General features: G+C 53.3%; 12 protein-coding genes. 8 read left to right on the top strand and 4 right to left on the bottom strand.

From position 1 onward, the window contains the following. Positions 1–159 precede the first annotated feature (159 nt). Positions 160–2,475, top strand: coding sequence for a carbamoyltransferase HypF (gene hypF / locus WC359_11075; GenBank protein MFA5400975.1), 2,316 nt, complete (start codon positions 160–162; stop codon positions 2,473–2,475). A gap of 54 nt (positions 2,476–2,529) precedes the next feature. Here hypF and WC359_11080 read toward each other — a convergent pair whose 3' ends face one another. Next, positions 2,530–3,723 carry a CoA transferase gene (locus WC359_11080; GenBank protein MFA5400976.1) on the bottom strand — a complete coding sequence of 398 codons (1,194 nt, stop codon included), beginning with the start codon at positions 3,721–3,723 and terminating at the stop codon, positions 2,530–2,532. Between the two features lie 110 nt (positions 3,724–3,833). On the opposite strand from WC359_11080, the gene WC359_11085 reads away from it, so the two are divergent. The 6 genes from WC359_11085 (at position 3,834) to WC359_11110 (ending at position 8,136) form a co-directional block, all read left to right on the top strand. Further along, positions 3,834–4,070, top strand: a complete 237-nt coding sequence (locus WC359_11085; GenBank protein ID MFA5400977.1) for a HypC/HybG/HupF family hydrogenase formation chaperone — start codon at positions 3,834–3,836, stop codon at positions 4,068–4,070. A gap of 56 nt (positions 4,071–4,126) precedes the next feature. Beyond that, positions 4,127–5,152, top strand: coding sequence for an LpqB family beta-propeller domain-containing protein (locus WC359_11090; protein ID MFA5400978.1), 1,026 nt, complete (start codon positions 4,127–4,129; stop codon positions 5,150–5,152). 84 nt (positions 5,153–5,236) lie between these two features. Beyond that, entirely contained in the window at positions 5,237–6,328 is a 1,092-nt protein-coding gene (hypD, locus tag WC359_11095; protein ID MFA5400979.1) for a hydrogenase formation protein HypD, read from the top strand. Continuing rightward, positions 6,321–7,325 (top strand): hydrogenase expression/formation protein HypE, encoded by a 1,005-nt coding sequence (hypE, locus tag WC359_11100; GenBank protein ID MFA5400980.1) that lies wholly within the window; start codon positions 6,321–6,323, stop codon positions 7,323–7,325. The genes hypD and hypE overlap by 8 nt, the downstream gene beginning before the upstream one ends. Before the next feature lie 7 nt (positions 7,326–7,332). Further along, positions 7,333–7,797, top strand: a complete 465-nt coding sequence (locus WC359_11105; protein MFA5400981.1) for a hydrogenase maturation protease — start codon at positions 7,333–7,335, stop codon at positions 7,795–7,797. Positions 7,798–7,866: 69 nt separating this feature from the next. After that, entirely contained in the window at positions 7,867–8,136 is a 270-nt protein-coding gene (locus WC359_11110) for an HNH endonuclease (GenBank protein MFA5400982.1), read from the top strand. Positions 8,137–8,213: 77 nt separating this feature from the next. Here WC359_11110 and WC359_11115 read toward each other — a convergent pair whose 3' ends face one another. Continuing rightward, positions 8,214–9,389: an ABC transporter substrate-binding protein gene (locus WC359_11115; protein ID MFA5400983.1), complete on the bottom strand. Its 1,176-nt coding sequence runs from the start codon at positions 9,387–9,389 to the stop codon at positions 8,214–8,216. A 179-nt stretch (positions 9,390–9,568) separates the two neighbouring features. Between WC359_11115 and WC359_11120 the strand changes: the two genes are divergently transcribed. After that, positions 9,569–11,821 (top strand): PAS domain S-box protein, encoded by a 2,253-nt coding sequence (locus WC359_11120; GenBank protein MFA5400984.1) that lies wholly within the window; start codon positions 9,569–9,571, stop codon positions 11,819–11,821. A gap of 46 nt (positions 11,822–11,867) precedes the next feature. Here the strand turns inward: WC359_11120 and rlmB are convergent, their stop codons facing one another. Together rlmB and WC359_11130 are read right to left on the bottom strand one after the other, a co-directional pair. After that, positions 11,868–12,635 (bottom strand): 23S rRNA (guanosine(2251)-2'-O)-methyltransferase RlmB, encoded by a 768-nt coding sequence (gene rlmB, locus WC359_11125; protein ID MFA5400985.1) that lies wholly within the window; start codon positions 12,633–12,635, stop codon positions 11,868–11,870. Between the two features lie 62 nt (positions 12,636–12,697). Then, positions 12,698–13,153 (bottom strand): pyridoxamine 5'-phosphate oxidase family protein, encoded by a 456-nt coding sequence (locus tag WC359_11130; protein ID MFA5400986.1) that lies wholly within the window; start codon positions 13,151–13,153, stop codon positions 12,698–12,700. Between the last annotated feature and the right edge of the window lie 16 nt (positions 13,154–13,169).

Genomic DNA, 13,169 nt, shown 5'->3' on the forward strand with positions numbered 1-13,169 from the left:
CTTGATTTGTCTCAATATTTATGTACAGCCGCTAACCGTTTCCTTCAAAATTATCCACAGTATAAGTCAGGTTTAACCAAAAGTAAATAAGTATAAATATTGAGAGGCGGTTCTTCTTGCCCGCATTTACCTCTTGAAGTACAATTCAACTTGATCCCTATGCCGGCCATCAATGAAACTCAGCTTGCCCGCATCAGTGCCAGGGGAGTGGTACAAGGTGTAGGCTTCCGCCCATTCGTTTACGGTCTGGCTAAAAAATATAAACTGACCGGTTGGGTCTGCAATACCTCGGAGGATGTCAGGATCGAGGTCGAGGGTGCCAGAAAAAAACTTGACCTCTTTATCTCCAGCCTTGAGGCAGAGGCGCCGCCGCTGTCCAAAATCGAGAGTCTATCCGTAGAATTCGACAGGCCTGCCGGCTATCGCGGCTTCAAGATACGCAGCAGCGTCACCCATCCCGGTAAGTATCAGCTTGTCTCGCCGGATATCGCCACCTGCGCTCCCTGTCTCGAGGATATTTTTACACAGGATAACCGCCGCCGGCACTATCCGTTCACCAACTGCACAAATTGCGGACCTCGCTTTACCATCATCAGAGATATCCCTTACGACAGGCCGCTTACAACCATGTCTTCATTTAAAATGTGCAGGGAGTGCAAGAAGGAATACACCGACCCGCTGGACCGGCGCTTCCATGCCCAACCCAATGCCTGCCCGGTATGCGGGCCGCAACTCCAGCTGACTGACAACCGGGGACATACTGTGGATTGCCGGGACATCATCGAAAAAACGTCGGATTTTCTGCGCGAAGGTCGAATTGTAGCGATCAAGGGGCTGGGGGGCTTTTTACTGGCTTGCAATGCTGAAGACGCTGAAGCCGTGGTTCGGCTGCGCCGGCGAAAGTGCCGCCCTTCCAAACCTTTCGCCGTCATGCTAAAGGATATGTCAGAGGTCAAGAAACATTGTATCCCGACCGCTGAGGAGGAGAGGCTGCTCTCATCTCCACAAGCGCCTATTGTGTTGCTTCGCTGGAGTGAGAACTCCAGTATATGCAGACAGGTGGGCCCGGGGCTTAAATACCTTGGGGTCATGATCCCGTATACCCCACTGCATCATCTCATCATGCGTGAAACAAGCCTTCCGCTTGTCATGACCAGCGGCAATGTCAGCGAGGAGCCCATCGCCGGTCAGAACAGCGAGGCGCTTCGCAGGCTGGGAAAGATCGCCGACTATTTTTTGTTGCATAACAGGGACATTCACTCAACCTACGACGACAGCGTAGCTATGGTAGTGGACACAATCCCGCAACTTATTCGCCGGGCCAGGGGTTATGCGCCTTATCCAATTCATCTGGAGCATAAAATACCCCAGTTGCTGGCGTGTGGAGCAGAGGAGAAAAACACCTTCTGCCTGACCCATGATGATCACGCTTTCGTCAGCCAGCATATCGGCGATATGGAGAACATTGAAACCCTCGAGCACTACATCCGGACGGTAGAACTCTATAAACAGCTCTTCCGCATACAACCCGTCGCCATAGCTCACGACATGCATCCTGAATATCTCCCCACTAAATATGCACTGGAAGAAGCGGAAAGGCACAACCTGAGGACGATCCCGATACAGCACCACCACGCACACATAGCCTCCTGCCTTGCCGATAACGGCGTTGATAAGGCGGTCATCGGAGTGGCCTTCGACGGTACCGGCTACGGGACCGACGGCAAGATCTGGGGCGGCGAATTCATGGTGACGGATTACAAAAGCTTTCGACGGGCCGGTCAACTCGAGTATCTCCCTCTGCCCGGCGGCTCAGCCGCTATAAAAAAACCTTATCGTACGGCATTGAGCTATATGCTGGTATTGCTGGGCAATAGCGCCTTCGACGGCAGGATGGGGTTCCTTAATCATATCAGCGGAGATGAGATAGAACTTGTGAGCAGAGAGGTCGAAACCGGCTTCAATTCTCCGTTGACTTCCAGTATGGGCAGGCTTTTCGACGCCGTATCGGCCATGTCCGCGATTCGCCCCACTATCGATTACGAAGCGCAGGCTGCCATCGAACTGGAGATGCAGGCCTATGATGCAATCGATGAACAGGGCCTATATCCATTTTCCCTTACAGGCGATCAGAACTATACCATCATCCTGCTGCATGAACTGATAGGCGGTGTGGCCAACGACATACTGAGGGGATGCAGGATCGCCACGATCAGCATGAGGTTTCATAATACAATTGCGTCTGTGACACGGGATGTCTGCCTCAAGATAAAGGCTCAGTCCGGGCTGAGCACTGTTGCGCTCAGCGGGGGCTGCTTTCAAAACCGCCTGTTACTGGGCAAGGTGACCTCTCTTCTCAAGCATAGCGGATTTCAAATACTCACACACAGGAACGTGCCTGCCAATGACGGGGGCATATCGCTCGGGCAGGCGGTCATAGCCGGCAGATCATTGACGGCCGGTCAGGCCGACTGACCTGTCCCGTGCGATAGGTCAGGACAACCGGTATGGCGGGACTGCGAAGAGAAATTATATAATCTCTTTTCCTATCAGTTCCTCGATCTTCGCCTCGCTGTAGCCGAGTAAACCGCCATATATATCACTGTTGTGTTCGCCTAAAAATGGCGCAGGCGTTGAAGGATCACCCGGTGTGGCTGACAGCTTGAAAACACTGCCGGGCATCTTGAGCGGTCCCGAAATCATCTGCTCCACATCCACCACCATCCGGCGGCTGAGTATATGCGGATCACTGACAAGCTTTTCGGTATCCATGACGGGCGCGCATGGCAATGACGCTTCATCCATGATTCTCTGTATCTCAGCCACAGTCCTGCCCTTAACCCAATCAGCTACGATGCTGTCCAGTTCCTCTCTGCGCTGTACCCGCGAGGCCAGAGACAGTGTATCAGGATCTTCGACCAGGTCAGGCCTGTCAATAACCTCAGCCAGTTTTTGCCACTGGCCTATGGTCACCACACAAAGGACAATATAGCCGTCTTTAGCGTGGTAGTTGTTCCATGGCACTATGCTGGGGTGCATATTGCCTATCCTTCCAGCCGAATGGCCGCTCAGCACGAAGGGTGCAATGGTCTCAACCGCTGTCATAAGCCATATGCAATCCTGCAGCGAAACATCCACTCGCTGTCCCCGTCCGCTTGAATTGCGATGCTGAAGGGCTGCCAGAATGGCGATGACCGTATAGGCGCCGCCGGAGAGATCGGCAATGGCCGGTCCGCACTTGGTTGGCGGATTTTCTGGGAAGCCTGTCACGCTCATCAGCCCGCCCATGGCCTGTGCAACCGTGTCATAGGCCGCCCTGCCGGCGTTGGGCCCCGTCTGCCCGAAGCCGGAAAGGGACGCATAGATCAGCTTCGAATTCAGCTTGCTGGCATCATCCCAACCCAGGTTCAGCCTGTCCATAACTCCGGGCGTGAAGTTCTCAAGCAATACGTCGCTTTTCCTGATCACCTCCCCTGCTATCTCCTGCCCTTCTTTTTCCCTCAGTTCCAGCGTTATGCTCTTTTTGCCACGGTTCAGGATTGAAAATATATACCCTTCCCCGCCTTCCGTTATCGGCGGGATGGTCCTGCACGCATCACCACTCTCCCTGAACTCGATCTTTATGACCTCCGCACCCAGCTCCCTCAGAATCATAGAACAGTATGGGCCCGCATACATGCGGCTGAAGTCCACAACTCGGACTCCTGACAGTGCTCCGGTCATATTTCCTCCTTTAATAGCCTGATAATCAAACCGGATATTATCCGCTTTTTGCAGCTCTGCTGGCAAATGGGATTTGTTAGCCCCAGGACCTTGGGTTATACTTTTATCAAATGTGCCTCGCTGTTCCAGTCAAGATAACCCACATCGAAGGTGAACAGGCCGATGTTGATATCGGAGGCGTCAGCCGAAAGGTCAGCATCGCTCTCACGCCGGAAGCTCAAATAGGTGACTACGTCCTGCTACATACAGGATATGCCATTAATGTGCTTGACGAAGCTGAAGCGAAGGAAACGCTGGATATTCTCGAGCGCCTGGTTGCCGCGGACGGCGGCGGCGCCTTGCAGTAGATCGGCATAAGGCGAGCCCGGAACAGCCCGCTCTTAATTCGTGAGGAGGGAATCCGATGAAAATCAACAGACTATTAGCAGCATCAGCTTTGATCATTGCAGCCTTCAGCATGGTCGTCACGGCCTGCTCTATCGAGCCGGCAGCAGTCCCTGACCAGACTCCCTCAGATATACCCAAGCAGACCACCATCGCAACCCCACCGGCGGAAAATATCACGCCTGAAAGCGTGCCCATAGAGGGCAAAACCGAAGCTGCCAGTCAATCTGTAAACCTGCACAAGCTGGTATTTATCTCCGGCACCAATGATGATGAGGGCCCTCAGATGTACACGGCCAATGAAGACGGAAGCAACTGGCAAAGGCTGACTAAAAACAAGACCGGGGGGGAACGGTTCCCCCGGTGGTCGCCCGACGGTAAAATAATTGCCTTTTTCACAGATATGGACGGGTACTGGCACATTTATTCCATCGATGCGGATGGAAGCAACCAGATACGCCTTACTAATACCGATGCCGACGATGCCTTCCCGGCATGGTCACCCGATAGCCAAAAGATCGCCTTTTCATCCAACCGCGACGGCAATGATCAGCTATACGTAATGAATGCCGATGGCAGCAATCAGGTACGACTGACCAATAACTCTTTTAAAGATGCCGCCCCCTGCTGGTCGCCTGACGGAAACCGTATAGCCTTCATGAGCGATAGGGACGGCAACGCCGAGATATACGTCATGCGCTCCGATGGTTCCAACCAGACCAGGATCACCGACAAACCCCAGGTCGATTCATACCCCGTATGGTCGCCCGATGGAAACCGTATAGCCTTTCAATCCAACGAAAACGGCAATTTCGAGGTTTACGTCATGTATCCGGATGGCAGCGGACGCACCCGCTTAACGTCCGGCCTGACCGATAACAAGTATCCTGCATGGTCTCCGGACGGCAGCAAGATCGTCTTTTATTCCAAACGTGATTGCATCAACGATAACGGGGAAATCTATATAATGAACGCCGACGGCAGCAATCAAACCCGTATAACGCGTAGCGAATGCAGTGATACAGGATTAGCCGACTGGCGCTGAGCCCGATAGCTTACAACGGGCCCTGGCCCTGCCGGATGAGATCGGCTGTACCTATCCATTTCGTTCAAGTACAATTGTGGCCTGATGAAATTCATCGACGAATTCCGCGATCCGGATCTGGCCCGCAAGCTGGCCGATAAAATTGCACGGATCTCCACCAGGCCGGCACGTCTCATGGAGTTCTGCGGCGGGCATACCGTAGCCATAATGCGAAACGGCATCAGACAGCTACTACCCCCGCATATCGAGATGCTTTCCGGTCCCGGATGCCCTGTGTGCGTTACAGCCAATCGCGATATCGACAGGGCCATCGCCCTCTCCCAGGTCCCCGGTGTGATCATCACGACTTTTGGAGATATGCTAAAAGTGCCGGGCAGCTATTCAAGCCTGCAGCAGGCCCGCGCGGCAGGCGGAGATATCCGCATTGTATATTCCACCCAGGACGCATTGCAGGCAGCCCGTGATAATCCTGACAGGGCAGCGATCTTCCTGGGTGTGGGGTTCGAGACAACGGCGCCCACCGTGGCCTCTGCTGTTCTGCAGGCGGAAAGGGAGAGGATCGATAACTTTTACGTCCTCTGCCATCTCAAAATGACGCCCCCCGCCATGCGGGCATTGCTCGACCTGGGTGAGATCCGCCTGAACGGCATCATCTGCCCCGGCCATGTCAGTACGATTATAGGGACGAAGCCTTATGAAGCCTATGCCAGGGACTACGGCGTGGCATGTGTTGTTGCAGGCTTTGAGCCTGTAGATATTTTACAGGCAGTCGAGATGCTGGTTCAGCAGATCGAAGACGGCATCGCGCGTGTCGACATTGCATATACACGCGGCGTCAAGCCGGAGGGTAATGTCAGGGCGCAGGATTTAATGAATGGCGTCTTCCATACCGCAGATGCCTGCTGGCGAGGTATAGGAGACATCCCACAAAGCGGATTGAGCCTGAAAAACAGATACGACCGCTTCGACGCCACCCGGAGGTTCGAGGTCGAGTTGCCCCCCGTTAGAGAGCACTCCGGCTGCCGCTGCGGGGAGATACTGCGAGGCGTCATCAGGCCGTTGGACTGCGGGCTGTTCGGTAAAGCATGTACGCCGGAAAATCCGGTGGGTCCCTGTATGGTCTCTTCGGAGGGAAGCTGTGCCGCCTATTATCAGTACGGAGTATACGATGGGTGAAAAGATTTTACTGGCCCACGGAAGCGGCAGCAGATTGAGCCACGATCTCATCTCCAAAGTGCTGGCGCCCTCTATTATGAACCCAGTGCTCGCACATATGGACGATTCAGCCGTGTTGGAGATGTCAGGCAGACTGGCATTCACCACCGACAGCTATGTAGTCAGTCCTATTTTCTTTCCGGGTGGGGATATAGGCAGGCTGGCTATCTGTGGCACGGTCAACGATTTATCCATGAGCGGAGCAAGGCCGCTCTATATAAGCCTGGCGCTGATAATCGAAGAGGGGCTGGATATCGATGACCTGCGGCAAATTATGGCATCCGTAAAAGATACCGCTGCGGAGGCAGGTGTCCAGATAGTCACGGGCGATACTAAAGTTGTAGATCGCGGCAAAGCAGACCGCCTGTTTATCAATACTGCTGGCATCGGTTTGATCGAAGGCGGCACAGATATATCCGGCTCCAATGCCAGGCCGGGCGATAAAATAATCTTGAGCGGGGGCATCGGCGAACACGGGATGGCCGTGATGAGCCAGCGCGAGGGTTTGCATCTTTCTCTACCTGTGGCCAGCGACTGTGCTCCCCTGAACCATCTGGTATCGGCAATGCTTTCTGTCAGCAAAAATATTCACAGCCTGCGCGATCCTACCAGGGGAGGATTGGCCTCGACTCTCAACGAATTCGCCAAACAGTCAGATGTCGGCATTATCATAGAAGAGGAAAAAATCCCCGTTCACGATGGTGTACGTGGGGCCTGCGAATTGCTTGGACTCGATCCCCTCTATATAGCCAACGAGGGCAAGCTAATTGCCGCGGTGACTGAAGCTGATTCCGGCAAAGTCCTGTCAGCTATGAAGAAGAACAAATACGCCCGGCATGCGGTGGCCATCGGCCAAGTAACGGCCGAGCACAGGGGCAGGGTGGTGATGAAGACCCGTATTGGATCATCGCGCATCGTTGATATGCCTGTTGGAGAGATACTGCCGCGCATATGTTGAGCAATATATGAAGAGGCCGGGCATAATGGTACTTGGCATCGGCAATCTGCTCTGCCGCGATGACGGCATCGGCGTTCGCACCGTTATGGAGATGCGGGGACAGGGCAAATACAGCGGCGTCCGCCTCATAGATGGAGGTACCAGCCCGGATCTCATATCACTATTGGACGACGATGTTGACAGGCTAATTATTGTGGACGCGCTACGGGGCGGCGGACTCCCCGGCGATATTTACCGCTTTGACCTGCCTGAAAAAAATATAGCTGACGGGACAACCACTTCTTTGCACGGGATGGGCATACTCGATAGCCTGAAACTTATCAGACAACTCGGACAGCAACCTCCGCAGGTAACTGTGATCGGTATCGAGCCCGCCGATGTATCTCACGGCCTTCGCCTTTCACCTGTTATAGAAGCGAAATTACCTGATGTCATCCGGGCTGTGAAAAGCGAGATTGACCGGCCGGATTGAAATAGGCTGCCGGTTATGCTTAAATTGGATTAATTTAGAGATGCAGTCAGCTTAAGGTAAACTTGAAAAATGAGCCCCAAAGAATTCGCTCAGGACGTAAAAGACAAGGCTTTCATACGGCAGAAAAGGGTCTGCGCGTATTGCGGCAACGCGATAGAAGTAGATTCCGGCTACGCCCACCTTAAGAAGCCGGCTGAACTGGGCGGCGATACTTCGCTACATAACTGCGTCATACTCTGCCAGAAATGCCACTTACAATACGGCCATATAGGAAAGTGGGCAAAATTCGTCATCACCCAAGACTATCCCCATTTCTCGGCTGACGGCATGCCGCACTGATAGTCAACCTGCACAGGCCATTAAGAAATACGTTGGCCACTAAATACGGCCCATCAAATCCCGCATTATCGGTCTTCTTAAAGCTGGCCCAGGTTGATTATGTCATCTGAAATGCTATACTCGTACTGTGTGCCCTTCACCACGACCTTCCAGATGCCATAGCTTCCTGCAGTTCGTTCACCGGACGGGTTGAAAGTTATGGAACCGCTGGCCCCGGGATAATTGTTTCCGACAGCCAACAGCGCATCCCTGATCGCGCCACCTTTATAGGTATTAGCCTTTTGCAGAGCTAATGCGATCAGGTTGATACTGTCATAGATGGTATCGCAATAAATGGTGGGAGCGAATTGATATGCATTGTTGAAGTTGTAGGCGAAAGCTTTGTAAACGGCGGATTGCTTGTCCGGCACCGGCACAGTTCCCGTCACAGCCTTTTCCATAAACCTGGTAGCGTCGAGATACTTATCCAACGGCATGTCGTAAGAACCGTCCACCGTTATCCAGGGTAGATTATCCAAGCCGGTCTTGAGCGCCTGCGCGTAGACAACGGCTCCATCGGCGTACAGCCCGACATGCAGTACACAATCCGGCCCGGCTTCCTTAATAGTATTAAGCTCCGACAGATAGCTTAGCTTGGCAGGGTCATACGCCAGAGATGCGACGATCTCCGCATCTCCCTTTAAATAATCCCTGGCCATCGCCTCAATCCCTTTGCCATAGATCGTATCCTGGACAAGCATGGCAACCTTTTTATAGCCTTTATCTTTAATTAGACTGGAAACAACACCCCCCTGCAAAGAATCGCTGGGGCAGGTTCTATAAGTCCACTTAGACCAGCTGTAATCGGAGAGGGCGCTGGACGTTGCTGATGGCGATACGAGCAGTACTCCCTTGCTTTCCAGGTATGGTCCTGCCGACATCACGGCTTCGCTGTTGTCGCAGCCTACCATGACCTGAATTTTCTGTTCTTCAACCAGCTTGTGAATTGCGTAAAGCGCGGTGGCCGCAGACGGCCCCTGGTCCTCTATGACAAGACGGAGCTTTTTGCCATCCAGGCCTCCACGCCCATTGATCTCATCCACTGCAAGCTGGGCGGCCTTAACCAAATTGGGGCCGGCAGCCGGTGCGCTGGTAAGAGATAAAACGCAGCCGATGGGAATGTCTGCCGGCAATTCCTGCTGGGGAACACAGGCCGGGATCGTGCATAGAGCCAATACCGCAACTATAATCAGAGTCAGGAAAGTTGTTCTCATAATAAACTCCCGGGCAAACTTATTGCCAGTTTCTGTCTGTGGATGCCATTATTATAGCATTTCCCAACCATGCTTATCAGATGCAATTTTTTACTGATTCAGACAATCAATGTAAAATAGTCGGGTAAAGTCTGGTTATTCCCTGTATCGATTACGGGCAAGGGATCACAGGAGGGCGGATGCAGGTAACCCGGAGCAGTTTTATGGACGTGATTTCCGACAGGACAGATGTCCTGAGAATATTGCCGGAGGCGGCGGCAGAACTTTGTACCGCCCTTTTCAGGAACTCTCCTGCAGGTATTTATATCACGCGCGACGGCAAGTTTATTTACACTAATATCGAGTTCCGCCATATCACCGGCTACAGCCAGGACGAGCTGTCCGGCAAGGACTACCAGCGCCTGATCAATCCGCGCTATCGGCAGAAACCGAAGCAGAACATAGCCTCTCTCTTTGAAGAAGACGAAGGCACCAGCCACGAGTTTAAAATCACCACCCGCGAAGGTAAGAAGCGATGGATAGCCGAAAAGATTACTTATTTCAAATATGGCGGAAACTGGCTGACGCTGGGCCACTGGCTGGATATAACGGAGCACCACTCGGTAGAAAAAGCCTGGCATGAGGCTGAAAGGCGCTTCCAGCTTGCTTTCGAGGATCTCTCCACCGGCCTCACCATTATCAGCATGGAAGGTATCTTCCTCAAGGTCAACAAGTCCTTCTGCGATATGGTTGGCTACGAGGAAAGGGAGATACTTGAGAGCCGTTATGATGATATGCTGCCGACTCAGGAGCGGGAAGCAGGCGGCGATATCATGTCTCTTTTCCTGTCGCTGGATAAACCGGAATTACCGATACAGAGGCGGCTGCAGGCCAGAGACGGACGAATTATATGGGTGGCCATGAGCATATCGCTTATCGGAGATAATGAGGCCGGCCCGTCGTATTTCATCATCCATTTCCAGGATATAACCGAGCAGAAAAGGATTGAGGACGGTTTAAAAGAAGAGGAGCGTCTTTATCGCCAGGTGGTCGACCTTTCGCTGGAACCTGTCGCCATAACGGACCTTGACTGCCATATTACACACACATCAGGAAAGCTGCTACTTCTGCTTGGATGCGAAAAGGGGGACTTGCTGGGAAACGGCCTTGAGAGTCTTATACCTGACTCACAGCCTCGAGATATCCGGGCCGGCATCATGGACTGCGTCAGCAATAAGCAGCATAAGGAGATGGATATTACTCTGCAGCGAAAGGATGGCTCTCAACTGCCCTGCCGCATGCGGATCGCCTGGATAGATAACGAGCTGGGAACGCCGGCCTGCCTGATCTTCAGCTTCAGGGTGTCTGACGATCAGGCGGAACAACCATCTGCGAAGGTGACGCTGGAGACCGGCCCTGCAACCTCGGCACGCCAAGAACCGCCGCAGTCGGCAATGCCGTTTGACATCGCTGCCACTGCCGTCATGTTAATTAACCAGGATACAACTTTAGCGGCAGTCAACACCGGCTTTGAGGCTCTATCCGGCTATTCAAAAGAGGAAGTCGAGGGGAAGAAAAGCTGGATAGAATTTGTGGCCGCCGATGACCAGCCCAGGCTTAAACGCTATCACCTGCTGCGCCAGATCGATCCCGAATCCGCCCCCAGCACCTTCGAGTTCAAATTCGCCTGCAGGGACGGCTCTACCAGGGACGTAGTCGTATATATGAGCCCGGTGCAGGGTACGGGACAATTAACGGCAACCATCATCGATCTCGCCACGCATAAGAAGGCTGAGGTCGCAGAAAAAGAGGCGCAGGATGAGGAGATCGGCTACCTGAGGCGCACAGAAGAGCAGGTTGAGAGCAGCCTTGAACAGCTTCATCAGACGGTGCGCGATATAGTTGCGGCCATGGCACGCATTATCGAGATGAGAGATCCGTATACCGCAGGCCACCAGGAGCGCGTTGCAAAGCTGGCCGTCGCTATAGCCGGAGAAATGGGGATGTCCCAGGATCAATTGGAAGGCATTGAGATAGCCGCAAAGATCCATGATATAGGCAAGGTCTACGTGCCGATGGAGATTCTCAGCAAACCGGGCACGCTGACAGCTATAGAGCGCCAGATTATCCAGACACATGCTCAGGGCAGCTACGAAATGCTCAAGCCGGTGGAGTTCCCCTGGCCGATTGCCGAAGTATCGTTGCAGCATCACGAGAGGCTGGACGGCTCGGGCTATCCTCGCGGACTGAAAGGGGACGAGATTTGCATCGATGCCAGAATCCTGATGGTGGCCGATGTAGTCGAAGCCATGACTTTTCCCCGGCCTTACCGACCCGGCCTGGGCATAGAGGCGGCACTGCAGGAGATCTCAGAAAAAGCCGGAGTTCTATATGACGGAGACGTTGCCGCCATCTGCCTTCGCCTGTTCCGCGAGAACGGTTTCTCGTTCTAGCCTTTAGCTGTAGCGACTTATCCGCTCGCAGTCAATGATTCAGTTCTCATATATTAATTCCGGGTTTCTGCCGTGTCGGCGGACCGTCTCTTTGCCTGAGCGCTTCATACATAACCACAGCAGCCGCCACAGAAGCATTAAGTGACATTATCTTGCCCTTCATCGGTATGGAGACCACCCAATCACACCTCCGGCGTACCAGATCCGACAGGCCCCGCCCCTCACCTCCGATCACTATGGCCGTCGGCAGCGTGAAATCCATGGCGCGGTAATCGGTCTGCCCGTCCATGTCTATGCCCGTAACCCATATGCCGTTTTTCTTGAGTGTAACCACAGCCTGGGCGATGTTGGCTACCCTGGCTATATTCACATACTCTACAGCTCCTGCCGACGCTTTGACCACCGCCGGAGTAATGCCGGCAGCCCTCCGCTCACGGACAATGACCCCGTGAACGCCTGTGGCCTCGGCGGTCCTCAATATGGCTCCCAGATTATGGGGATCCTCAATACCATCCAGTAACAGGTACAAAGGCTTGTCGGGTTTTACCAGCGAGATGTCGATCAGTTCGCCCAGGTCGATTAATTCTTTTACTTCGGCGAAGGCTATTACACCCTGGCTTGAGCCTGTGGAGCTTTGCTTTTCCAATATCCGTCTGTCAACGAATTCAACGGGGACTCCTCTGGCCCTTGACAGGTTTAAGATCAGTTCCACGGCCCCGTGCCTTCTGATATTGCTATCCAGCATTATCTTACTGACCGGCCGGCCGGCTTTTAGGGCCTCGATCAGGGGATTCCTTCCCTCGATTATCTCCACTTCGACCTGCCCGCAGGCGCCGCATAAAACGACGATTCACCGGCCGTTGTGGACAATGTATCTCAGCCCTCCACCTTGAGTTCCATTACTTCCTGGAAATTACGCACAATATAGTATCTTTTGGCCTTTATTTTAAAAAGCGCTGAATCAGGGGAATGGACGAATTTCTCAAGGTTATGATGTTTAATAAGGTAGAGGCAGCGCAGGCTCTCCAACTCATTCCCTTTCACCTCTTCCGCAGATCCGATGACGGTGACCGCTATGGCGTTGCGAAAATCCGAATCCCGGTTGGTGCGGTTGTCGATCAACATCGAGACGTTGTTGTTGGATAGAAGGTTGGAATATTTGTTGGTGGCGCGCCTGGTAGCGAATATTATGTTCTTGAGGTCATCTGTAGAGGCAAAGGCGACCAGGTTGCTGTATGGGCGTGTCAGTTGCTGCGTGGCCATCGCAGCAAACAGCTGGCTGCGGAAAAGCTCCCTCAGTATCTTTTTTAACTGAACCTCGTCATCGGTCATATCCAGCGCCCTGTGG

The sequence above is a fragment of the Dehalococcoidia bacterium genome (assembly GCA_041653995.1).
GTDB lineage: Bacteria > Chloroflexota > Dehalococcoidia > GIF9 > UBA5629 > CAIMUM01.

Excerpts from the sequence above, each read along its gene's own strand:
- WC359_11105 (MFA5400981.1), top strand. The coding sequence starts at position 7,333 with ATGAAGAGGCCGGGCATAATGGTACTTGGCATCGGCAATCTGCTCTGC.
- WC359_11120 (MFA5400984.1), top strand. The coding sequence starts at position 9,569 with ATGCAGGTAACCCGGAGCAGTTTTATGGACGTGATTTCCGACAGGACA.
- WC359_11110 (MFA5400982.1), top strand. The coding sequence starts at position 7,867 with ATGAGCCCCAAAGAATTCGCTCAGGACGTAAAAGACAAGGCTTTCATA.
- WC359_11085 (MFA5400977.1), top strand. The coding sequence starts at position 3,834 with ATGTGCCTCGCTGTTCCAGTCAAGATAACCCACATCGAAGGTGAACAG.
- hypF (MFA5400975.1), top strand. The coding sequence starts at position 160 with ATGCCGGCCATCAATGAAACTCAGCTTGCCCGCATCAGTGCCAGGGGA.
- WC359_11080 (MFA5400976.1), bottom strand. The coding sequence starts at position 3,723 with ATGACCGGAGCACTGTCAGGAGTCCGAGTTGTGGACTTCAGCCGCATG.
- WC359_11090 (MFA5400978.1), top strand. The coding sequence starts at position 4,127 with ATGAAAATCAACAGACTATTAGCAGCATCAGCTTTGATCATTGCAGCC.
- WC359_11130 (MFA5400986.1), bottom strand. The coding sequence starts at position 13,153 with ATGACCGATGACGAGGTTCAGTTAAAAAAGATACTGAGGGAGCTTTTC.
- WC359_11115 (MFA5400983.1), bottom strand. The coding sequence starts at position 9,389 with ATGAGAACAACTTTCCTGACTCTGATTATAGTTGCGGTATTGGCTCTA.
- hypE (MFA5400980.1), top strand. The coding sequence starts at position 6,321 with ATGGGTGAAAAGATTTTACTGGCCCACGGAAGCGGCAGCAGATTGAGC.
- hypD (MFA5400979.1), top strand. The coding sequence starts at position 5,237 with ATGAAATTCATCGACGAATTCCGCGATCCGGATCTGGCCCGCAAGCTG.